At 66.9% G+C, this 22,826-nt stretch carries 15 protein-coding genes; 6 read left to right on the top strand and 9 right to left on the bottom strand.

The genetic code is table 11. From position 1 onward, the window contains the following. Positions 1-14 precede the first annotated feature (14 nt). Positions 15-1,901 carry a ribonucleoside-diphosphate reductase subunit alpha gene (locus NED98_RS16135; RefSeq protein WP_265268852.1) on the bottom strand — a complete coding sequence of 629 codons (1,887 nt, stop codon included), beginning with the start codon at positions 1,899-1,901 and terminating at the stop codon, positions 15-17. Between the two features lie 489 nt (positions 1,902-2,390). Beyond that, on the bottom strand, positions 2,391-5,042 hold the full coding sequence (locus NED98_RS16130) for a putative bifunctional diguanylate cyclase/phosphodiesterase (RefSeq protein WP_265313659.1): 2,652 nt from the start codon (positions 5,040-5,042) through the stop codon (positions 2,391-2,393). A gap of 209 nt (positions 5,043-5,251) precedes the next feature. Between NED98_RS16130 and NED98_RS16125 the strand changes: the two genes are divergently transcribed. Together NED98_RS16125 and NED98_RS16120 are read left to right on the top strand one after the other, a co-directional pair. Beyond that, positions 5,252-7,453 carry a ribonuclease R family protein gene (locus tag NED98_RS16125; protein ID WP_265313693.1) on the top strand — a complete coding sequence of 734 codons (2,202 nt, stop codon included), beginning with the start codon at positions 5,252-5,254 and terminating at the stop codon, positions 7,451-7,453. A 1-nt stretch (position 7,454) separates the two neighbouring features. Further along, positions 7,455-7,763, top strand: coding sequence for a hypothetical protein (locus NED98_RS16120; RefSeq protein WP_265313658.1), 309 nt, complete (start codon positions 7,455-7,457; stop codon positions 7,761-7,763). A gap of 31 nt (positions 7,764-7,794) precedes the next feature. Here the strand turns inward: NED98_RS16120 and NED98_RS16115 are convergent, their stop codons facing one another. Both NED98_RS16115 and NED98_RS16110 read right to left on the bottom strand, forming a co-directional pair. Next, positions 7,795-8,958, bottom strand: coding sequence for a saccharopine dehydrogenase family protein (locus NED98_RS16115; protein ID WP_265313657.1), 1,164 nt, complete (start codon positions 8,956-8,958; stop codon positions 7,795-7,797). 56 nt (positions 8,959-9,014) lie between these two features. After that, the gene (locus NED98_RS16110) at positions 9,015-10,808 is read right to left on the bottom strand and encodes an ABC transporter transmembrane domain-containing protein (RefSeq protein WP_265268856.1); all 1,794 of its coding nucleotides are present in this window, start codon (positions 10,806-10,808) and stop codon (positions 9,015-9,017) included. Positions 10,809-11,132: 324 nt separating this feature from the next. Between NED98_RS16110 and NED98_RS16105 the strand changes: the two genes are divergently transcribed. The 3 genes from NED98_RS16105 (at position 11,133) to NED98_RS16095 (ending at position 14,397) form a co-directional block, all read left to right on the top strand. Next, positions 11,133-12,350: a polyhydroxyalkanoate depolymerase gene (locus tag NED98_RS16105; protein ID WP_265313655.1), complete on the top strand. Its 1,218-nt coding sequence runs from the start codon at positions 11,133-11,135 to the stop codon at positions 12,348-12,350. Between the two features lie 333 nt (positions 12,351-12,683). After that, positions 12,684-13,892 carry a methionine gamma-lyase gene (locus NED98_RS16100; protein WP_265268858.1) on the top strand — a complete coding sequence of 403 codons (1,209 nt, stop codon included), beginning with the start codon at positions 12,684-12,686 and terminating at the stop codon, positions 13,890-13,892. A gap of 49 nt (positions 13,893-13,941) precedes the next feature. Then, entirely contained in the window at positions 13,942-14,397 is a 456-nt protein-coding gene (locus NED98_RS16095) for an Lrp/AsnC family transcriptional regulator (protein WP_265313654.1), read from the top strand. A 127-nt stretch (positions 14,398-14,524) separates the two neighbouring features. Here the strand turns inward: NED98_RS16095 and NED98_RS16090 are convergent, their stop codons facing one another. The 5 genes from NED98_RS16090 to NED98_RS16070 all read right to left on the bottom strand — a co-directional run bounded on the left by NED98_RS16090 (position 14,525) and on the right by NED98_RS16070 (position 21,098). Further along, a complete protein-coding gene (locus NED98_RS16090; RefSeq protein ID WP_265268860.1) occupies positions 14,525-15,286 on the bottom strand; it encodes an ABC transporter permease in 762 nt (253 codons plus the stop codon). Further along, on the bottom strand, positions 15,283-16,215 hold the full coding sequence (locus NED98_RS16085; RefSeq protein ID WP_265313653.1) for an ABC transporter ATP-binding protein: 933 nt from the start codon (positions 16,213-16,215) through the stop codon (positions 15,283-15,285). Before NED98_RS16085 ends, NED98_RS16090 begins: the two co-directional genes overlap by 4 nt. Then, on the bottom strand, positions 16,212-16,934 hold the full coding sequence (locus NED98_RS16080) for a DsbA family protein (RefSeq protein ID WP_265313652.1): 723 nt from the start codon (positions 16,932-16,934) through the stop codon (positions 16,212-16,214). Before NED98_RS16080 ends, NED98_RS16085 begins: the two co-directional genes overlap by 4 nt. Further along, positions 16,931-18,283 carry a M48 family metalloprotease gene (locus tag NED98_RS16075; protein WP_179512094.1) on the bottom strand — a complete coding sequence of 451 codons (1,353 nt, stop codon included), beginning with the start codon at positions 18,281-18,283 and terminating at the stop codon, positions 16,931-16,933. The genes NED98_RS16080 and NED98_RS16075 overlap by 4 nt, the downstream gene beginning before the upstream one ends. A gap of 244 nt (positions 18,284-18,527) precedes the next feature. Next, positions 18,528-21,098, bottom strand: coding sequence for an Rne/Rng family ribonuclease (locus NED98_RS16070; protein ID WP_265313651.1), 2,571 nt, complete (start codon positions 21,096-21,098; stop codon positions 18,528-18,530). Positions 21,099-21,558: 460 nt separating this feature from the next. Between NED98_RS16070 and NED98_RS16065 the strand changes: the two genes are divergently transcribed. Continuing rightward, positions 21,559-22,782 (top strand): N-acetylmuramoyl-L-alanine amidase, encoded by a 1,224-nt coding sequence (locus tag NED98_RS16065; RefSeq protein WP_432423335.1) that lies wholly within the window; start codon positions 21,559-21,561, stop codon positions 22,780-22,782. Positions 22,783-22,826: the final 44 nt, after the last annotated feature.

Here is a 22,826-nt window from a genome sequence, read left to right as displayed (position 1 = left end):
CGTCTCCACCCGCCTTACTGGCAGGCGAGGCACTCGTCGTAATCGGTGGTCTCGGCCAGTTCGAACTTGGGCTTCTCGATCGTATTGTCCGCCTCGACCCCGCCGGCGAACCCGGCGCGCTGGACCGATTTCGAGCGGAGGTAATAGAGCGATTTGATCCCCAGCTCCCACGCGCGATAGTGGAGCATCAGCAGATCCCATTTCTCCACATCGGCCGGGATGAACAGGTTGAGCGACTGCGCCTGATCGATGAACGGCGCGCGATCCCCCGCCAGTTCGAGCAGCCAGCGCTGATCGATCTCGAACGAGGTCTTGAAGCAATCCTTCTCTTCCTGCGTCAGGAAATCGAGGTGCTGGACCGACCCGCCCTGTTCGAGGATCGAATTCCACACCGCATCGGTGTTCTTCGCCTTCTCGACCAGCAATTTCTCGAGATACGGGTTCTTGACCACGAACGAGCCCGAGAGCGTCTTGTGGGTATAGATATTGGCCGGAATCGGCTCGATGCAGGCGGACGTGCCGCCGCAGATGATCGAGATCGACGCGGTCGGCGCGATCGCCATCTTGCAGCTGAACCGCTCCATCACCCCCATGTCGGCGGCGTCGGGGCAGGGGCCGCGCTCGACCGCGAGCTGCATCGACGCTTCATCGACCTGCGCCTTGATATGCTTGAAGATGCGCAGGTTCCAGGATTTGGCCATCGCGCCTTCGAACGGCAGCCCGCGCGCCTGGAGGAAAGAGTGGAACCCCATCACGCCGAGCCCGACCGAACGCTCGCGCCCGGCGGAATAGGCCGCGCGCTCCATCCCCGGCTCGTGGCGCTCAATATAATCGCTCAGCACATTGTCGAGGAAACGCATCACGTCCTCGATGAAATTCTTGTCGTCCTTCCACTCGTCCCAGGTTTCGAGGTTGAGCGAGGAGAGGCAGCACACCGCGGTGCGATCGTTGCCGAGATGATCGACCCCGGTCGGCAGCGTGATCTCGCTGCACAGGTTCGAGGTGGAAACCTTGAGCCCGAGATCGCGGTGATGCTTGGGCATGTTCTTGTTCACGTGATCGGCGAACACGATATACGGCTCGCCGGTCGCCAGCCGGGTTTCGACCAGCTTCTGGAACAGCGCGCGCGCGTCGACCTTGCCGCGCACCGAGCCGTCCTTGGGCGATTTCAGCTCCCATTCGGCGCCGTCGCGCATCGCTTCCATGAAGGCGTCGGGGATCAGCACGCCGTGGTGCAGGTTGAGCGCCTTGCGGTTGAAGTCGCCCGAAGGTTTGCGGATCTCGAGGAATTCCTCGATCTCCGGGTGCGAGATGTCGAGATAGCAGGCGGCCGAGCCGCGGCGCAGCGAGCCCTGCGAAATCGCGAGCGTCAGGCTGTCCATCACGCGGACGAAGGGGATGATCCCGCTGGTCTTGCCGTTGAGCCCGACCGGCTCGCCGATCCCGCGCACATTGCCCCAATAGGTGCCGATCCCGCCGCCGCGCGAGGCGAGCCAGACATTCTCGTTCCAGGTGTCGACGATGCCGTTGAGGCTGTCGGGCACCGAATTGAGATAGCAGGAGATCGGGAGGCCGCGCCCGGTGCCGCCGTTCGACAGCACCGGCGTCGCCGGCATGAACCACAGCCGCGAGATATAGTCGTAGAGCCGCTGCGCATGCGCGGCATCGTCGGCATAGGCCGAGGCGACGCGGACGAACAGATCCTGATAGGATTCGCCCGGCAGCAGATAGCGGTCGTTGAGCGTATCCTTGCCGAAATCGGTAAGCAGCGCGTCGCGCGCGTGATCGACCTCGACCGGAAAGGGCGCGCGCGGGGTCGCCCTGTCGCCGGTGCCCGCGCCGCTCGTCGCTTCCAGTGTCTCGGTCGCCATACCTGCCTCGCTCGAGTCTCTGAAATCCATCGCCGCCATTCCCTCGTCTATCTACACCGGGGCGAGCCGCCGCGCTCTGACCGATGTGACCGGCGCTGCCTAAAAAAGCGCGCGAAAGGCCACCCCGCAATATAGCATTGCGGACACGGTTCTACCAGCGATTGGGTCGTCCCCCGAACTCAACCCCAACAGATTGTGGGAATCGCGCGCGGGGCGCAAGAGCGTAAATGGGCCCGCACCGGGCGCTTCGGCGCAGTTCGCCGGGGTTTCGCCGATCGCGTGAATCGCGACGCGCGGACTTGAGCCGCTTTCCGGGAAGGCAAGCGCGAATTGGCAAATTTAAAAAATTTTCGGTGGAAAGGGTAAAGCGCTCGTCCACCAAAATTGGCTGTCACGCTTCTCCGCTCCCTTGAACGAAGGAGGGGTCGGGGGTGGGTTGGCCTGCGAGGTTACCGGTCCGCGCGCCTTATACCCACTCACCCCCAGCCCCTCCCTTCACCAGGGAGGGGGAGAGGGGAATCACCCCGTCGCCGTGCGCTTGCGATTCTCCGCCGGCGCGCTCTGGCCGAGCCGGTCGATGTCGAACGCCTCGGCGAATTGCAGCCCCGCGCGGCCGTCGCTGGCCCAGCGGATCGTCGCGGCGAACAGCTCGTTGTCGAGCAATTCGATCAGCACGTCGGCGCCGACCGCTTCGGCGGGGAAATCGACCCCGTCGATCAGCGCGCCGGTGGTGGAGATGTTGCGGATGCGGATATTGCCCGCCTCGTCGCCGATCTCGAGCCGCGCGGTGCGCAGGATCGAGGTGCGCGGCGCGCGGCTGGTGCGGTGCCCGATCGCGAGCGCCCGCCCCGCCGCCGCCTTGAGCTGCTCGGCGACATCGCCGGCACGCGCGGGCTTGCCGTAGACGAAGCCCTGGATGTGGCTGCACCCCAGCTCGCGGATCAGCGCGATCTCGTCCTGCTGTTCGACCCCCTCGGCGGTGGTTTCCATCCCCAGGGTCTCGGCCAGCGTCACGATCGCCTTGATGATCGCGGCGTTGCGGTTGCCGGGCTGGACGGCGCCGCGGACGAAGGTCTGGTCGATCTTGATCTTGTCGAACGGCGCCTTCTTCAGATAGCCGAGGCTCGAATAGCCGGTGCCGAAATCGTCGAGCGCCAGCCGCACGCCGATCCCCTTCAAGGTGCGGAACATGAAGTCGGTCGAGGCGCTTTCGTCGAGGAACACCCCCTCGGTGATCTCCAGCTCCAGCCGGTGCGGCGCGATCCCCGATGCCGCGACCGCGCTGGTGACGATCGCGGGGAGCACCGGATTGGCGAACTGGATCGGCGAGACGTTGACCGCGACGCGCACATCCTCCGGCCAGTGCGCGGCCTCAGCGCAGGCGGTGCGCAACACCCATTCGCCGATCTGCTCGATCAGCCCGCATTCCTCCGCCACCGGCACGAATTCGGCCGGGCTGATCGGTCCGCGTGCCGGGTGATCCCAGCGCAACAGCGCCTCATAGCCGACGATCCGTTCGTCGGCGGTCGAGACCACCGGTTGATAGGTGAGGTGGAATTCGTCGCTCGCCAGCGCCTGGCGGAGATCGTCCTCCAATTGCTTGCGGTTCTGCGCTCCGGCGAGCAATTCGGGGCGGTAGAAGCGGTGGATGCCGCGTCCGTCCGCCTTGGCCGCGTAAAGCGCGAGATCGGCGTTGCGCACCAGCGTCTCGGGGTCCTCGCCGTGATCGGGGGCATTGGCGATGCCGATCGAGCAGCCGATCGACAGCGTCGTGCCCGAAATGAAATAGGGCTCGGACAAAGCGGCGATAATGTCCTGCGCCATCGCCGCCAGCCGCGCGCGATCGCCTTCGCGCGGCAGGACGACCTGGAATTCGTCGCCGCCCAGCCGCCCGACCAGCCCCGAATCCCCCACCGTGCGCTGCAAGCGATGCGCGACCTGCTTGAGCAATTCGTCGCCCACCTGATGCCCGAGCGTGTCGTTGACCGCCTTGAAGCGATCGAGATCGAGCAGGAACAGGCTGGTCGCGCCCGGCGCGCTGCGATGCGACGCGAGCGTCTTTTCGAGCGACAGCCGCATCCGCTGGCGGTTGGCGAGCCCGGTAAGGCTGTCGAACAGCGCCAGCCGGGTGATCTCGGCCTCGGCGCGGCGCTTTTCGGTCAGATCCGAACCGGAGCCGATGAAACCCTGGAAGCAGCCGAGCTCGTCGAGGATCGGACGGCCCGAGATCGACCACCAGCGATCGAGCGCCGCATCGAACGCCGGGCGCACCGAATAATCGGAGAAACTGGTGCGCGACGAAAGGTGGAAGGTCAGCGTGCGCTCGGTCTCGGCGAGCTTCGAATCGACGCGGAAGATGTTCACCAGCCGCTCGCCGATCGGCGACACCCCCATCCGCTTCAGCTCGTCGGCGACCTTGCTCGTGAGATAGGTGAGGTTGCCCATCCGGTCGGTCTGCCAGAACCAGCCGCTGCCGTGCGCCTCGAACTCGCCGACCAGCCGCGAGGCGAGGCGATCGGCGTCGCGCTCGGCGGCCTGGGTCGCCAGCTCGTCCAATTGCCGCGACGCGACGCGGAGCATCCCCGCGGTGAAGATCGCCGCGAGCAGCGCGCTGATCAGAAAGGCGAGGCCCAGCCCCGCGGACACCACCACCATCGCCGCGAGCGTGACCGCAAAGGCGATGCTCGCCGCGCGAATGGCGTGGAGCGCGACCGCGACGACGATGATCCCGCCGAATGCCGAGACGAATGCCGCCAGCCGGATCGGGGCCGCGGTCAGCGTCTGCGCGCCGTTCAGCAGCAGCGACAGCGTCACGCCCAGGCCGATCGCGAGGACAGCGATCGCCGCGATGCGCTGATGCGGCGGGCGCGTCTTGGCCACGGGCAGGGTAAGAATGCCCCAGATCGCCAGCCCGAGCAGCGCGGCGAGCGCGCCGGCATCGAATACCAGCCCGATATTGGCGCGGTCGAACAGGTCGCGGCCGAGCGTCGCGATCGGGCCGAACACCAATACCGCCACCGCGATCGGCCAGATCGCGCGGGTCTCGCCGAGGGTGCGCGCACGCGCCGCGTCGACGATCTGATCGCTTGTCGGCGCCAGCGCCAACAGGTCGCGCAGTGTCGGGGGCGCCGCGTCATCGGCGCTCCGTGCAGCGTGATGAAGTCTTCCCATAGCGGCGCAGATAGCGAAGGCGGGTTGGAATCAGGTTAGGGATCAAGCTTAATTTTGCGTGGAGATTGCAGCAGTATCTATATTTATCAAAATCTTAGTGCGTAATTGTAAGGAAGTGCCGCTTGCCGGGACGCGGCGCGGGGGCAACCCGGCGGGGATTTATCCGCTTGGTGCGTGACGCTGGCGCGTTTCGTCCCTATTTCCGACGGATGCGAAAACCGAAGGCCGGCTTGCCGACCCGCCAGCAGATCCTGGATTTCATCACGTCGAGCGAGAGCCCCGCCGGCAAGCGCGAAATCGCGCGCGCCTTCGGCCTCTCCGCGCAGGAAAAGATCGCGCTCAAGGCGCTGCTCAAGGACATGGCCGACGAGGGGCTGATCGATTCGGCGCCGGGCCGCGCGTTTCATCGCATGGGCGGGGTACCCAAGGTGACGGTGCTGCGCGTTGCCGATGTCGACGACGGCGGCAATGTCTGGGCGGTGCCCGAGCGCTGGGAAGCGGAGACCCCGCCGCCGCGGCTCCGGGTGCGCGAGCGCAAGCGCGGCGCGCTCGGCGTCGGCGCACGCATCCTCGCGCGGACCGAGGAGGCGGGGAACGGCTGGATCGCGCATCCGATGAAGGCACTCGCGCCCTCGTCCGAGCAACTGATCGGCGTGTTGCGCGGCGAGGGCGACCGTTTGTGGTTGCAGGGCGTGGAGAAGAAGGAACGCCGCGAATTTCCCGTCTCCGATGCGGGCGGGGCGGTGGCCGGCGATCTCGTGCTCGCCGAGCGTGCCGGGCGCCCGCCGCGCTTCACTGCGCGGGTGGTGCAGAAGCTGGGCGATCCTTTCGCGCCGCGCAGCTTCTCGCTGATCGCGATCCACCAATTCGATATCCCCGACACATTCGCCGAGGCCGCGCTCGATGAGGCGGTCCGCGTCGCGCGCCAGCCGCTCGGCGAAGATCGCGAGGATCTGACGCATCTGCCGATCGTCGCGATCGATCCTGCCGATGCGCGCGACCACGACGACGCGGTATGGGCCGCGCCCGACGACGATCCGGCCAATGACGGCGGGTGGCAGGCGATCGTCGCGATCGCCGATGTCAGCTTCTACGTCCGCCCCGGGTCGGCGCTCGACCGCGAGGCCCGATCGCGCGGCAATTCGGTCTATTTCCCCGATCGCGTCGTGCCGATGCTGCCGGAGATATTGTCGGCCGATGTCTGCTCGCTCAAGCACGACGAGGATCGCGCCGCGCTCGTCTGCCATCTGCAGGTGACGAAGGGCGGCGCGCTCAAATCGTGGCGTTTCACCCGCGCGGTGGTGCGGATCGCGGCCAATATCGCTTATGAGGATGCGCAGGCGACGATCGATGCCGGCGCGGGGCCGATGTTCGAGGCGCTCGAACCGCTCTGGGCCTGCTGGCGTGCGCTCGCCGCGGCGCGCGACAAGCGCGAACCGCTCGAACTCGATCTGCCCGAGCGCCGCGTGGTGCTCGACGAGAAGGGGCGGATCATGTCGGTCGCGCCGCGCGAGCGGCTCGATGCGCACCGGCTGATCGAGGATTATATGGTTGCTGCCAATGTCGCCGCGGCGCGCGCGCTGGAGGCGAAGAAAGCCCCGGTGATGTACCGCGTCCACGAGCCGCCGGCGCGCGAGAAACTGGTCGCGCTCAAGGATTATCTCGAAACCTTCGGGGTGCCTTTCGCGCTCGGGCAGGTGATCAAGCCGGCGACCTTCAACCGCATCATCGAGCGGGTCGGCGACGCCGATTTCCGCCCGCAGGTGATGGAACAGGTGCTGCGCACTCAGACCCAGGCCTATTACGCCCCCGCCAACCACGGCCATTTCGGGCTCGCGCTGGGCAGCTATGCGCATTTCACCTCGCCGATCCGGCGCTATGCGGACCTCGTGGTGCATCGCGCGCTCGTCTCGGCCTATGGCCTCGGCGACGGCGGGCTCAACGGCGACGAGGATTTCGAACGCGTCGGCGAGACGATCAGCCGGCTCGAACGCCGCGCGATGGAGGCGGAGCGCGACACGATCGACCGTTATGTCGCTGCCTATCTTGCCGAGCGCGTCGGCGAGACGGTCGAGGCGCGGATCACCGGGGTAGCCAATTTCGGTTTCTTCGCCACGGTCGACGGGGTCGGCGGCGACGGGCTGATGCCGGTGCGCGATCTGGGCGGCGAATATTTCCGCTTCGACGAGGCGGCGCGGCGGCTGGTCGGCGAGACCAGCGGCGAGGAATATGCGCTGGGCCAGCGGCTGTCGCTGCGGCTTGCCGAGGCCAATCCGGTGTCGGGCGCGCTGCGCTTCGAGCTGCCCGAGGGGAAGGGCGCGCTGCCGCCGTCGCGCGGGGCGGGGCCGCGGCGCGAGATCAAGCGGCGCGGTCGCCCCGCCAATATCCGACATCAGGGGCGCAGGAGGTAGGATGAACATCGTCGGCCGTATCGCCGAGCGCGTCGCGATCCGCGCGCAAGCAGCGATCGTCACCCATTTCACCGCGGCGAAGGCGACCAGCGCGGATCGCGCGATCGCGTTCGAGCCCGAGGGGCGGGCGCAGAAGCGCATGTTCCGTCGCATGACGCGCTTCGGCGCGATCGTCGCGGCGGCGGAAGGGCATTGGTGGCTCGACGAACGCGCGCTGGCCGATTTCCGCAAGGAGGAACTGGCGCGGCTGCTCGGCGTGATCGCGCTCACCGGCTTCGCCGCGGCAGGGGCGATCGCGCTGGGGCGTTAGTGTCTTTTTTGTGTCCCCGCGAAGGCGAGCGTCACCCCGCGGCGAAGGTCATCCCCGCCTTGGCGACCAGCCGTTTGACCAGCGCGTCGCCCATCAGCGCGCCCGGGGTCCAGATCCCGCCCGCACCCTTCACGTCCTCGACGAGGCAAAGCGCGCTTTCCGCGAGCATCTTGCTGGTCGAGCCGTAACCCGGATCGCGATCGCCGGTGACGACCGCGTCGACGCGCGCGCCGTCGGGCATCAGCCCGATGAACAGCACGTCATAATGCCCGCTGTCGCGCTCCTCTTTCGAGGGGCCTTCGCCGGGCTTGGGGCCTTTGTCGCCGGCGAGCGGGTTGATCTTGGCGAGCGCCTCGGCGGCCGCCTTGCCGACATCGCCGAGCCCGGCGACGATCATCTCGTCATAGACGAAATCGGCGCCATATTTCTGCCCGAGCAGGAAATTGGTGCGGTGGACGTTCTTGGTGTTGATCGGCGCCATGATGAACGGCGCGACCCAGGCGGCGATCGTCGAATCATATTCGGGGATCAGCCCGGTCGGCTGGTGCGGCCCGCTATGCCCCGGGGTCAGCGCGAACGGGCTGGTCAGCAGCGCGACGAGCGAGGGATCGCGCGCCGCCGCCGCCAGCGTTGCCTTGAGGCTCGCCGCGGTGCCGCCGGAGAATTTGCCCTTCATCGTGCGGACGCGGCATTTGACGCGCGGCGCGGGGCGGCCGAAGCGCTTGATCGCCGCCTCCTGCAAGGTCAGCACACCGAGATCGAACGGGATCGAATCGAACCCGCAGGAAAAGACGATCCGCGCGCCGCTCGCCTTGGCGGTCGCCTCGTGCGCGTCGATCATCTTGCGCATCCAGGCCGGCTCGCCGCACAGATCGACATAAGCGGTGCCCGTCGCCGCGCAGGCCGCGACGAGATCGCTGCCGTAAAGCTGATATGGCCCGACCGCCGAGATCACCACCGTCGCGCGCTCGGCCATCGCGGCGAGGCTGGCGGGATCGTCCGAATTGGCGGTGACCAGCGGCACGTCCGTCGCGATGCCCATTTCGTCGCGGACTTCCTGCAGCTTGCTCAGCGAGCGCCCCGCCATCGCCCATTTCGGCCCGGCGGTGCCATAGGTCTCCTGGAGATATTCCGCGACGAGCCGCCCCGTAAAACCGGTGGCGCCATAGACGATGACGTCGAATTCGCGGGCCATTGCTGCTCTCCCTTATGCCGTGCGGCACAGGTTAGAGCAGAAAGGTCGGGGCGGCGCTATGCCGCTTCGCTGAATTGCAGGCTGGCGAGCCGTGCATAGAGCCCGCCTTGCTTCATCAGCGCGGCATGGGTGCCCTCCTCGACGATCCGGCCGTCGTCCATCACCACGATCCGCCCCGCCGCGCGCACCGTCGCGAGCCGGTGCGCGATGACGAGCGTCGTGCGGTCGACCATCAGCCGTTCGAGCGCTTGTTGGACGAGCAATTCGCTCTCCGCATCGAGCGCGCTGGTCGCCTCGTCGAGCAGCAGGATCGGCGCATCGCGCAGCAAGGCGCGCGCGATCGCGACCCGCTGGCGCTGCCCGCCCGAGAGGCGTGCGCCGCCCTCCCCGAGATAGGTATCGAGCCCCTGCGGCAGCCCGCGGAGGAAGTCGGCGGCATTGGCGGCTTCGGCGGCGTCCCACAATTCGCTATCGCTGGCGTCCCAGCGGCCGTAGCGGAGGTTGTCGCGCGCCGAGGCGGCGAAAATCACCGTCTCCTGCGGCACCATCGCGATCCGCGAGCGAATCCCGGCGGGATCGGTCTCCCTGAGATCGATCCCGTCGATCAGCACCCGCCCATTGTCGGGATCGTAGAAACGCTGGATGAGCTGGAACAAGGTCGTCTTGCCCGCGCCCGACGGGCCGACCACCGCCACCGTCTCGCCCGGCGCGATCGACAGGCTGAAATCGTGCAGCGCCGCGGTTTCGCGGCGGGTCGGGTAACGGAATTCGACATGATCGAAGGTCACCGCGCCGCGCGGCGGGAGCGGCAGCAGTAAAGGCGCGGGGGGAGCAGCGATCTCGGGCTTTTCGGCGAGCAATTCGGCGAGGCGCCCGGCGGCGCCCGCGCCGCGCAGCAGCTCGCCGTAAACCTCGGTCAGCGCGCCGAACGCGCCGGCGACGATCCCGCCGGTCAGCACGAAGGCGGCGATCGACCCGCCCGAAATCCGCCCCGCGGCGACATCGATCGCGCCTTCCCACAGGACGAGCGTGATCGAGCCGAAGATCAGCCCGATGACAATCGCAGTCATCACCGAGCGGAGCATGATGCGGCGGCGCGCGGCGGCCATCGTCGCCTCGACCGCGTCGGAGAAGCGGTGCGCTTCGCGCTCTTCCTGCCCGAACGCCTGGACGATCTTCATCGCGCCGAGCGTTTCGGTGGCCATCGCGCCGACATCGGCGATGCGATCCTGCGAGGTGCGCGAATAGCTGCGCACCCGCCGGCCGAGCAGCACGATCGGCAGGATCACCACCGGGATGCCGAGCAGCAGCAGCCCCGCCAGCTTCGGCGAGATCGCGAACAGATAGATCAGCCCGCCGATGCCGGTGAACAGGTTGCGCAGCGCGACCGAGACGGTCGATCCGACGACGCTTTCGATCTGCGCGGTATCGGCGGTGAGCCGCGAGGCGATTTCCGACGGGCGGTTTTCCTCGAAGAAGCGCGGGGTAAGCGTGAGCAGATGGCGCTGCACGCGGGTGCGGATATCCGCGACGACGCGCTCCCCGAGCCACGAGACGAAATAGAAGCGGATCGCGGTCGCGATAGCGAGCACCGCGACGATCATCAGCATATAATGGAAGGCGCTGGCGACATCGCCGTGCGCGCCGGGGCCGAAGCCGCGATCGATCACCCGCTTGAAGCTATAAGGGATCGCGATCGTCGCCAGCGAGGTGACGCTGAGCGCGCCGAGCGCCGCGGCGATCTGGCCGGGATAACGGCGCACATGATCCCAGACGAGCGCGAGGTTTCCCAGTTTCCGGTTGGACGGGGCAGGGGCGGCTTCGGCTGGGGCAGGGGCATCGCTGGACATGATGCAATGCGCCTAGCAGCGCCGCCCCCGCGGCTCAACGGCTGCGCCGATCGCATCCGTCCTACGCCTCCCTTTCCGCGTCCCCGCGCAGGCGGGGACCCAGAGCGACGGAACGGAACGCGGGCCACCTGGGGACTGGGTCCCCGCCTGCGCGGGGACGCGGGAAATTTCATCCGCACCACCCCAGCCTTCGCCGGGTGGTGGGAAGGATGCAAGTCGTCCCGTTTTCACCCCGCAATTTCGCGATTGCAGCATTTGAAATTGTCATCTGGATGAAACACGCTACCTACTTCAGGTTCAAAGTGTCGGGAAACAGGATACCGAATGCTCTACGACGCCTATGAAATTCAGCGTTCGATGCTCGCCAGTGCCAGTGCATTGGCCAATTTTGGCGCGGGCATGCTCCAGAACCCGGCAAACCCATTCGCCTATTTCGGCGGCGGAACGGTCATGGCCTCCGCGCTCGAAGTGTTCGCTCATGCTGCGGCGCCGCGCGGCAAGCCGGCGTTCGGGCTCGATCGCACCACGGTCGACGGCCGCGAGGTCGAGGTGATCGAGGAGATCGTGCTGCAGAAGCCGTTCGGCCAGTTGAAGCGGTTCGCGCGCAAGGGCGTGAAGGGCGGGCCGAAGCTGCTGATCGTCGCGCCGATGTCGGGCCATTATGCCACGCTGCTGCGCGGCACGGTCGAGCGGATGCTGCCGACCTGCGACGTCTATATCACCGACTGGCGCGACGCGAAGCTCGTGCCGCTGGCCGAGGGCTTCTTCGACCTCGACGATTATATCGATTATCTGGTCGAGTTCATGGAGGCGATCGGGCCGGGCGGGCATATGCTCGCGGTGTGCCAGCCGTCGGTGCCGTGCTACGCCGCCGCCGCGCTGATGAGCGCGGACAAGAATCCGTGCCGTCCCAAGACGTTGACGATGATGGGCGGCCCGATCGACACCCGCGAGGCGCCGACCGCGGTCAACGAGCTCGCGACCCAGCGGCCGCATGCCTGGTTCCGCCAGAATGTCATCGCGACAGTGCCGGTGGTCTATCCGGGCGGCGGGCGGCGGGTCTATCCCGGCTTCCTCCAGCTCACCGGCTTCATGTCGATGAACCTCGGCAACCACATGATGAGCCATTGGGAGATGTTCAAACATCTCGTCCGCGGCGACGGCGAGAGCGCCGAGGCGACCAAGGATTTTTACGACGAATATCGCTCGGTGTGCGACATGACCGAGGAATTCTATCTCCAGACGATCGACGTGGTGTTCCAGGAGCATAAATTGCCGCGCGGGCTGATGACCCACCGCGGGCGCCCGATCGATCTGTCGGCGATCACCGATATCGGGTTGCTCGCGATCGAGGGCGAGCGCGACGATATCTCCGGCATCGGCCAGACCAAGGCCGCGCTGACGCTGGCGAAGAAGCTGCCGGCGGCGAAGAAGCGCTATCTGCTCGCCGAGGGCGTCGGGCATTATGGGATCTTCAACGGGTCGAAGTGGCGTAATCGCATCGCGCCCGTGGTTGAGGAATGGATCGCGGCGAACAGCTAGGCGCGCGCTGCGCGCCGGTCGCGTAGCGGAGCTGAGCGAAGCTGTCGCCCGGCCGGCGGGTCGGCATAGCCGAACCCGTCCGACGACGCGGCTTTGCCGCGGCGGGCCACGTTATCTTCCGTCATTCCCGCAAAGGCGGGAATCCATTCTGGCTGGCGGAGCGGTTCTTTCGCTGACCTGCGAGAATGGATTCCCGCCTTCGCGGGAATGACGGGGAGGGACGATATTGGCATCATCTGCCAAAATCGCCCGCAATAGCAGCCGACTTTGGCAGCACCTGCCCCGCACGCGCTGTTAGGTCTCCGATGGCATCTCCACCGGAAGGACCAAATAGTGAGCGACCCCAAAGCGCCCGGTTTCATGACCCGCGCGATCCACCTGGGTTACAACCCCGCGGATAACGATTGGGCGCTCACCCCGCCGCTGCACCTCACCTCGACCTTCGCGTTCGAGGATGCCGATCACGGCGCCGCGATCTTCGCCGGCGAGCGTGCCGGCCACGCATATTCGCGGATTTCCAACCCCACGCTCGATCTGCTCGAACAGCGCTGCGCCTCGCTCGAAGGCGCCGAGGCGGGGCTGGCGCTCGCTTCGGGGATGGGGGCGATCACCGCGGTATTGTGGACGCTCGTCTCGCCCGGCGACGAGATCGTCATCGACAAGACGCTCTACGGCTGCACCTTCGCCTTCATGCGCCACGGGCTCGGCCGGTTCGGCATCCGCGTCACGCATGTCGACATGATGGATCTGGATGCGGTCGCGGCGGCGATCTCGGACAAGACGCGCGTGGTCTATTTCGAGACTCCGGCCAACCCCAATATGCGGCTGATCGATATCGCGGCGGTGGCACGGGTCGCCAAGGCGAAGGGCGCCAAGGTCGTCGTCGACAATACCTATGCCACCCCGGTGCTGACCCGCCCGATCGAGCATGGCGCGGATATCGTGGTGCATTCCGCGACCAAATATATGGGTGGCCACGGTGATCTGATCGGCGGCATCGCGGTCGGCTCGCGCGCGGATATCGCCGAGGTGCGCCTCGTCGGGATGAAGGACATGACCGGCGCGGTGATGGCGCCGTTCAACGCGATGCTGGTGCTGCGCGGGCTCAAGACGCTCAAGCTCCGCGTCGAGCGGCATTGCGCCAATGCGCTGGCGGTGGCCCGGATGCTGGAGGCGCATCCGGCAGTGGAGGTGGTCCATTATCCCGGGCTCGAAAGCTTCGCGCAGCATGAGCTGGCGGCGCGCCAGATGCCGGGGTTCGGCGGGATGATCGCGTTCGAACTGGCCGGCGGCGCGGCCGCGGGGCGCGCGATGATGAACCGCCTGGCGCTGATCCAGCGCGCGGTATCGCTCGGCGATGCCGAGACGCTGATCCAGCATCCCGCCTCGATGACGCATTCGACCTACACCCCCGAGGAGCGCGCCGCTTACGGCATTTCCGAGGGGTTGATCCGGCTGTCGGTCGGGTTGGAGGATGTCGAGGATATCATCGCCGATCTCGATCGGGCGCTGGGCGGATCGGTGACCGCGCTCGCCGCCTGATCGCGCGCGCGCATTGACGAAACGCCCCGATCGTCGTGAAGGATCGTCGATGGATGCGAAAGACCGCCAGATTCTCGCCGCGCTGCAGGAAGACGGACGGCTGACCAATTTGGAGCTGTCCGAACGCGTCGCACTGTCACCGTCGCCGTGCCTGCGGCGGCTGCGCGCGCTCGAAAAGAGCAGGGTGATCCAAGGCTATACCGCGATCGTCGACGAACAGGCCTATGGCCTGCCGCTGACCGCCTTCGTCCGCATCCGGCTCGATCGGCATAGCGAGGAGGCGGTCGCGAGCTTCGAGGCGAGCATCGGCGGGATGGACAATATCCTCGATTGCTATGTGATGACCGGCGACGCCGATTATCTGCTGCGCGTGCTGGCGAAGGACCTCGCCGATTACGAGCATTTCGTCCGCTCGAAGCTCCACCGGCTGAAGCATATCGCGTCGATCGATACGAGCTTTGCCTACGGGGTGGTGAAGCGCTCGAACAATTTTCCGAAGATTTGAGCCTTGGCGCACGGAAGGACGGTGTCTCCCGTTCGCCCTGAGCTTGTCGAAGGGCTGCCCTTCTTGCGTGGAAGAAAAGTGCAGGGCTTCGACAAGCTCAGCCCGAACGGGGAGGGGCAGCTTGCCCCTAATGCTTGAGCCGCCACCCGGTGCGGAAGATCACCGTCACCGCGATCAGGCACGCCGCGAACAGCGCGAACGTCGCTGAAAGGCTCACCGCCACCGCGACGTCGCTGGTGCCGAAGAAGGTCCAGCGGAAGCCGTTGATGAGGTACACTACCGGGTTGAACAGCGTCACCGTCCGCCACGGCTCGGGCAGGATCATCACCGAATAGAAAGCGCCGCCCAAGAAGGTGAGGGGGGTGACGATCAGCAACGGGATCACCTGAAGCTGCTCGAACCCCTTGGCGAAAATCCCGATCACGAAACCGAACAGGCAGAAGGTGACACAGATCAGCACCAGATAGCCGATCATCGCGAACGGGTGGACGATCGTCAGGTCGACGAACAGATGCGCGGTGGCAAGGATGATCAGCGCGATCACCAGCGACTTGGTCGCCGCCGCGCCGACATAGCCGAGCACCGTCTCGAACGGCGATAACGGCGCCGAGAGCAGTTCGTAGATCGTCCCGGTGAACTTGGGCATGTAGATGCCGAAGCTGCCGTTCAAGATGCTCTCGGAGAAGATCGCGAGCAGCATCATCCCCGGCACGATGAACGCGCCATAGGGCACCCCCGAAACCTCGCGCATCTGCGACCCGATCGCCGAGCCGAACACGACGAAATAGAGCGAGGTGGTGATCACCGGCACCAGCAGGCTGGTCCAGAAGGTGCGGCCGAAGCGCGCCATCTCGAAGCGATAGATCGCCCAGATACCGTTGAGGTTCATGCCGTTTCCCTCACCAGATCGACGAAGATGTCCTCGAGGCTCGATCGCTTGGTTTCGAGATCGCTGAACGAAATGCCGCGATCCGATAGCGCGCGGAGCAACGAGGGGATGCCGGTATGCTCGGCCTGTGCATCGAACGTGTAGCGCAGGATCCGCCCGTCGGCCTCAAGCTCGAGATGCCATTGCTCCAGCCCCGCGGGCAGCGCGGCGAGCGGCTCGGCGAGCGTCAGCGCGAGCTGGCGGCGGCCGAGCTTCTTCATCAGCGCGTCCTTCTCCTCGACCAGCAGCAATTTGCCGCGGTTGATGACGCCGACGCGGTCGGCCATTTCCTCGGCCTCCTCGATATAATGCGTCGTCAGGATGATCGTCGCGCCATTGTCGCGCAGCCGGTGGACCAGTTTCCACATGTCGCGACGCAGCGCGACGTCGACCCCGGCGGTCGGCTCGTCGAGGAACAGAATCTGCGGCTCGTGCGCCAGCGCCTTGGCGATCAGCACGCGGCGCTTCATCCCGCCGGAAAGCTCCAGAATCCGCGACTTGCGTTTGTCCCACAGCGACAGGTCGCGCAATATCTGCTCGATATAGGCGGGGTTGGGGCCGTGCCCGAACAGCCGCCGCGAGAAGGTGACGGTGGCGAGCACGCTTTCGAACGAATCGGTCGAAAGCTCCTGCGGCACCAGCCCGATCGCGCGGCGCGCGGCCTTGTAGTCGCGCTGCGCGTCATGCCCCGCGACGGTGATCGTCCCGGCGGAGGGGGTGACGATGCCGCAGATGATGCTGATCAGCGTCGTCTTGCCCGCGCCGTTCGGCCCGAGCAACGCGAAGATCTCGCCCTTGCGGATCGAAAGGTCGACCGGCGACAGCGCGGTGACCCCGCCGGCATAGGTCTTGGTGACGCCCTCCAGGCGCAGGATCGTGTTTTCGCTCACGATTTTGCTGCCCGTGCGGCGGCGATCGCTTCCTGGAGGCGATCGAGCGGGAGCGCGCCCGACAGCACGCGATCGCCGACGATCCAGCTCGGGGTGCCGCGCATCCCGAGCTTGGCGGTGAGCGCGAGGTTGTTGCGGATCTCGTCGTCGGTGTCGGACGGCCGCTTGGAAAGGTCGACCCCGGCGGTGCGCGCGGCGGCGGCGATCGTCTGGTCGCTCACCGGCCCGGCGGCGTAGAGCGCGTCGTGGAACGGCTTGAACTTGCCCTGCGACGCGGCGGTCAGCGCGGCGCGCGCGGCGGCGATGCTGCTCTCCGCCAGCACCGGCATCTCGCGGAACACGATGCGCAATTTGGGATCGGCCTGCACCAATTTGTCGAGCGTCGGCAGGCTCGCGCGGCAATAGCCGCAATTGTAATCGTAGAACTCGACCAGCGTCACATCGCCGTTGGGATTGCCCATATAGGCATTGCCATAGGGCGTCTCGATCGCCGAGCGCTGCGCGGCGATCACCTTGCCGTTCTCGCGGTCGGCGAGCCGCTGCATCGCCTCCGGGATGATATCGGGGTTGGCGAGGATGTAATCATGCACCGCGCGATCGACGCGCGCGCGATCCGCCCCGCTCAGCTCGCCGGGCGCGACGCGCTCGGCAAGCCATGTTCCGCCCGCGCCGAAAGCTGCGCCGAGCAGCACCAGCCCCACCAATAAAGTCCGATTCATCTGCGCTTATACTTCTTCGGATTGTCGTCCATGTCGTTCTGCGCCGTCATCGCGATATCCTGCGCGCGAATCCAGTCCGGCGTGTTCTTCGGGATGCCGGCCATCGCCGCGCGCGCGCTATAGGCGGCGGTGCGGCTGTCGCCGTTCATGCTCGCCCGCTCGGCGGTGGCGAGCATCGCGCGCGGCTCGTCGCCGGTCAGCTCGTAGACCGTGCCGAGCTGGAGCCAGGCGAAGGGATTTTCGGTGTCGCGCGCCACCGCGGTACGCAGCACCTTGATCGCCTCCGGGTAATTGGCCTTGTTCTCGGTCGCGATCAGCGCGTGGCCGAAGGTCGTGGCGATCAGCGGGTTGCTGCGCGACAGCTCGGTCGCCTCGCGCAGCGGCGCGAGCGCTTCGGCCGGCTTGCCGGCTTCGAGCAGGATCTGCCCCTTCACCTCGAGGAAATAGGGGTCGTGCGGCGCGGCCTTGACCAGCGCATCGGCCTCAGCATCGGCTTTGTCGGGATAGCCGCCCTTATGATAGGCATAAGCGCGCGCATAATGCGCATAGACGCTCTGGTCGCTCAGCGGATAGGTGTTGAGCGTTTGCGTCGGCGTGCCGACATAGCCGATCAGCTTGGCCTTCACGCGCAGGAAACGCTCCTGCAGCGCCGGGTCCGCCGGCTTGTTATAGGCCGGCGAAGCGGTGATGTCGGCGGTCATCGTCTGGATGCGCTCGCCCGACAAGGGGTGGGTCTGCATGAACGGATCGATCTTGCCGACCCCGTAGCGATATTCCTGCTGCTGCAAGATCTTGAAGAAAGACAGCATGCCTTTGCCGGTGATCCCGGCGGCGTTGAGATATTTGACCGCACTGGCGTCCGCGGTCGATTCCTGGGTGCGGCTGAAGGCGAGGAACTTGCCCATCGCCGCCTGCTGCCCGGCGGCCATCACGCCCATCCCGGCCTCGCCCGCGCCCGCAGCGGTCGCGGCCAGCCCCAGCACCATCGAGAGCAGATAGATCGCCATCGCCGGCCTCGTCCCGGCATCGGCGTTGACGATATGGCCGTCGGCGATGTGGCCCAGCTCGTGCGCGATCACGCCCTGCACCTGATTGGCGTTATCCGCCGCCTGGATCAGCCCGCTATGGATATAGACGACCTGCCCGCCGACGACGAAGGCGTTGATCGAATCGTCGTTGATCAGCGCGAACTGCACGTCGCGCGGGTTGAGCCCGGCCGCTTTCACCAGCGGCGCGGACATGTCCTTGAACAGCGCCTCGGTCTCGGCGTCGCGCAGCAGCGACTGCGCATGCGCGGGCTGCGCCCAGATCAGGATCGCGGTGAGCGCGGCGGCGAGCGTCTTCTTCATCAGATGACCGCCTCGACCGTCACCCCGGCCGCCGCTGTGCTCCCGCGCGGGCGGGAGCACAGGCTGGGTCCCCGCCCGCGCGGGGACACAAGGAGGCGCGCGCTATCGCGCAAACACTTTACGGAACAGGCAAAAGCCCTGCGCGTCATCACGTCTTTCCTGCGCATGGCCCGAACGGGGCGGTGGTGGCCGGATTTCTGCGCGGTTCGCGATGAACCGCCGCTGAAACCCGGCGACGCACGGCTCAGGCGCCGAACGTCCGCTGCCACCAGCCGCGACGCGGGCCGCCGGCGGGTGCGTCGTTCGCCGCTTCGGGTGCCGCTTCCTCCTCGGCCGCGCCATTGGCGTTGGCGGCGTCGGCGGCGATGGGCGTTTCCGCCGTATCGGCCTTCTTGCGGCGCGTGCGCTTCGGCTTGGCCGGCGCTTCGGCCGCTTCGGCCGGCGCGGCTTCGGGGGCCGGGGCGGCCTCGGGCGCAGCCGCGTCCGCCTTCTTGCGACGCGGCGCGCGCTTCGGCTTCGGTGCGGCTTCCGCCGCCGCCGCTTCGGCCGGTGCCGGGACTTCGATCACCGGCGCTTCGGCCGCGGGCGCCTCGGCGACCGTTTCGGCCTTGGCACGGGCACGCGGGCGGCGGCGCGTCTTGGGCGCTACCTCGGCGAGCACTTCGGCCGGCTCCTCGGCGACGGGCTCGGCAGCCGGCGCTTCCTCGACGGTTTCGACCGCCGTTTCAACCGGTGCCTCGGCACCGCCGCGGTTGCGACCGCGCCGGCCGCGCCGGTTGCGCCGACGCACACCTTCGCGTTCGCCTTCCTCTTCGGCGTGCGCCTCGGGCTGTGCGACGACCTCGGCTTCGGCCTCCTCGGCCTCGGCGTCGGCATGTTCGCCACCCTCATGCGCCTCGCCATTCTCCGGCCGCCCGCGACCGCGCCGGCCGCGACGGCGACGGCGGCGACGCCCGCCTTCGCGATCGCCGTCCTCGCGCGGCTGACCCGCGTGACGCTCCTCGGCGACTTCCTCTTCCTCAGCCTCCTCGGCTTCGTACTCCTCGGGGAAATCTTCCTCGATTTCCTCGACCGGGGCGGCGAACTTCGGCGCATAGGCCGGCGGCGGGCCCGAGGCCTCGACCGACATGCGCGCGCCTTCCTGCTCACCGTCGGGCAGGATCTCGACGCGCACGCCGTAGCGATCCTCGATCTCGGCGATGTCGCCGCGCTTGCGGTTGAGCACGTAGAAAGCGGCTTCCTGGCTGGCGCGCAGCGTCAGCAGCGAGCCGCGCCCGCGCGCCGCTTCATCCTCCAGCAGCCGCAGCGCGGAAAGGCCGGCCGACGACGCGGTGCGGACGAGCCCGGTGCCCTCGCAATGCGGGCAGGCGCGGGTCGATGCCTCGAGCACCCCGGTGCGCAGCCGCTGGCGGCTCATTTCCATCAGCCCGAACGAGGAGATGCGGCCGACCTGGATGCGCGCGCGATCGTTCTTGAGCGCCTCCTTCATCGCCTTCTCGACCTTCCGGACATTGGAATTATTGTCCATGTCGATGAAGTCGATCACGACCAGCCCGGCCATGTCGCGCAGGCGGAGCTGGCGGGCGATCTCGTGTGCCGCTTCCAGATTGGTCGCGGTCGCGGTCTGCTCGATATTGTGCTCGCGGGTCGACCGGCCCGAGTTGATGTCGATCGACACCAGCGCCTCGGTCGGGTTGATCACCAGATAGCCGCCCGACTTCAGCTGCACCACCGGATGATACATCGCGGCGAGCTGATCCTCGACGTGGCTGCGCTGGAACAGGGGAATCGGATCGCTGTAATGCTTCACGCGGCGCGCGTGGCTCGGCATCAGCAGCTTCATGAAGTCCTTCGCCTGGCGATAGCCTTCGTCGCCTTCGACGATCACTTCGTCGATATCCTTGTTATAGATATCGCGGATCGCGCGCTTGATCAGGTCGCTGTCGCCATAGATCAGCGCCGGCGCGGAGGAGGCGAGCGTCTGCTCGCGGATCCCGTCCCACAGCCGCGCGAGATAATCGAAGTCGCGCTTGATCTCGGTCTTGGTGCGCTGGAGCCCGGCGGTGCGGACGATGCAACCCATCGACGGCGGCAGCTTGAGCTCCGCCATGATCGACTTCAGGCGCTTGCGGTCGCCGGTGTTGCTGATCTTCCGCGAGATGCCGCCGCCGTGCGAGGTGTTGGGCATCAGCACGCAATAACGCCCGGCGAGGCTGAGATAGGTGGTCAGCGCCGCGCCCTTATTGCCGCGCTCTTCCTTCACCACCTGGACCAGCAGCACCTGGCGGCGATGGATCACGTCCTGGATCTTGTAGCGGCGGCGCAGGTTCATGCGGCGCTGGCGCAGCGCCTCGACCTGATCGTCGTTGACGGTCGAGCGGGCGGGGCGCGCCTCGCCATCCATGTCCTCGGCGACGTCGGGGTCCATTCCGCCATCGTCCTCGAAACGCTCGATATCCTCTTCGGACGGCTCGTCCGCCTCCTCGGCGGCTTCCTGCTCGGCGCGCAGCTTGGCTTCCTCGGCGGCATGCTCCGCCTCTTCACGCAGCAGCGCGTCGCGATCCTCCTTGGGGATCTGATAATAATCCGGGTGGATTTCGGAAAAGGCGAGGAAGCCGTGGCGATTGCCGCCGTAATCGACGAACGCCGCCTGCAGCGACGGCTCGACGCGCGTCACCTTGGCGAGATAGATGTTCCCCTTGAGCTGCTTGCGCTCAGCGCTCTCGAAATCAAATTCCTCGATCCGGTTTCCCTTGACGACGGCCACCCGGGTTTCCTCCCGGTGGCGTGCGTCGATCAGCATACGCATGGTCATTATATGGTCTCCGCGCACGCGTGCCGCCGGGCGGCGCCGTCGTGCGATAATCTGGCAATGGCGGGGCGCTGCGCCCGGCCACGCGAATTGTTGGTAAAATCGCCTTCGCTCGTGCCGCACGCCGGGGCGCCTCGCCCCGGAACAGGCCCGAACCCGCGCCGCCGGCGAAAGCCGGGCGGTTCAGCGGTGGGAAAAGATGCGGCATTCGAACGTCAACCTGAAAGCCCGGCCCCGCAAAATGCGAACCGAGCGGTGGGCCGGAGGTAAAGGCACGAATACGACGTGCCTGTCCGGTCGAGATGGGGATTAGCACCGGACTTGTCATGCATCAACTAGCTCAAATCCGCTCATTCCGCCGCAAAAAGCTCGTTGCCCCGTCAAGCTTCTGTTAACCGACCTCGGGCCAGCGTGGAAACGCGTCGCGATAAGGCGCGTGTAAGGGGTAAAGGGCGGTTTCTCGATGGCGGGGCGGTGGGCCAGAGCGATAGGGCGGTGGCGATGCGTGTCCGCATTGCTCGTGTCCGTCGCGTTCGCGGCCCCGGCGCAAGCCACCACCGTCCAGCGCGTCGAGATCGACGGCGGCCGCGTGCTGATCCATTTCGATGCCGCGGTGGAGCAGGCATCGAGCTTCGTCCTCGATGGCCCGCGCCGCATCGCGATCGATATCGACGGCGCGCGTCCCGGCCCGTCGCTGCCGGGCGAGGGCGTGGTCAGCGCGATCCGGCAGGGGTGGCGTGGCAGCGACGGGGCGCGAGTGGTGCTCGATCTCGATCGTCCGATGCTGGTGTCGGGCGGCGGGTTCGAGGATGAGGGGCGCACATTGGCGCTGATCCTCGCGCCGACCGATGCGCGCCATTTCGCCGCGGCGATCGATCAGCGGCCGCTGAGCTTCCAGCCGTTCGGCTTCGGCGCGGAGCGCGTCGCGAGCTACAGGGTTTCGGCCCCCGTTCCCCCGGCGCGGCGCGCACCGCTGCCGCGTGCGGAAGGGGAAGCGGATCGCCCGCTGGTGGTGATCGACGCCGGGCACGGCGGCCCCGATCCCGGCGCGATCAATCCCAAGACCGGGCTGCGCGAAAAGGATGTGACGCTCAAGATCGCCAAGGCGATCCGTGACGCGCTGGTCGCCAGCGGCCGCGTGCGCGTCGCGCTGACGCGGAGCGACGATCGCTATCTCGTGCTGCGCGAGCGCTTCGGCATTGCGCGACGGATGCGCGCCGATCTGTTCATCTCGATCCATTGCGACAGCGTGGGGGCGGGCGACGCCACCGGCGCGACCGCCTATACCTTGTCTGAGGTTGCCTCCGACAAGGAAGCCGCGCGGCTCGCGGCGCGCGAAAACAAGTCGGATATCATCGCCGGGGTCGATCTCGATCAGAACCCCGATGTCTCGACGATCCTGATCGATCTCACCCAGCGCGAGACGATGAACGCCTCGGCGGGGTTCGCGCGGCTCCTGGGGCGCGAGGCGGCGCCCTTGATGCCGACCAAGGCGAAATTCCACCGCATGGCCTCGCTGATGGTGCTGAAGGCGCCGGACATGCCCTCGATCCTGTTCGAAACCGGCTATATCTCCAACCCCAAGGACGCCGCCTTCCTCGACAGCAAGGCCGGGCGCGCCAAGATTGCCGAGAGCGTCAGGCGCGCGGTGCAAATCTATTTCGCGCGGCGGATCGCGGCGAAATAATGCCGGGTTCCCCCGCCCGGCAATCCTGCTAAATACCCCCCAAG

Origin of the sequence: Sphingomonas lycopersici (assembly GCF_026130605.1) — a bacterium.
GTDB lineage: Bacteria > Pseudomonadota > Alphaproteobacteria > Sphingomonadales > Sphingomonadaceae > Sphingomonas > Sphingomonas lycopersici.
Note: the sequence above shows the minus strand (reverse complement) of the source record. Positions and strands in the feature narration are given on the sequence as shown.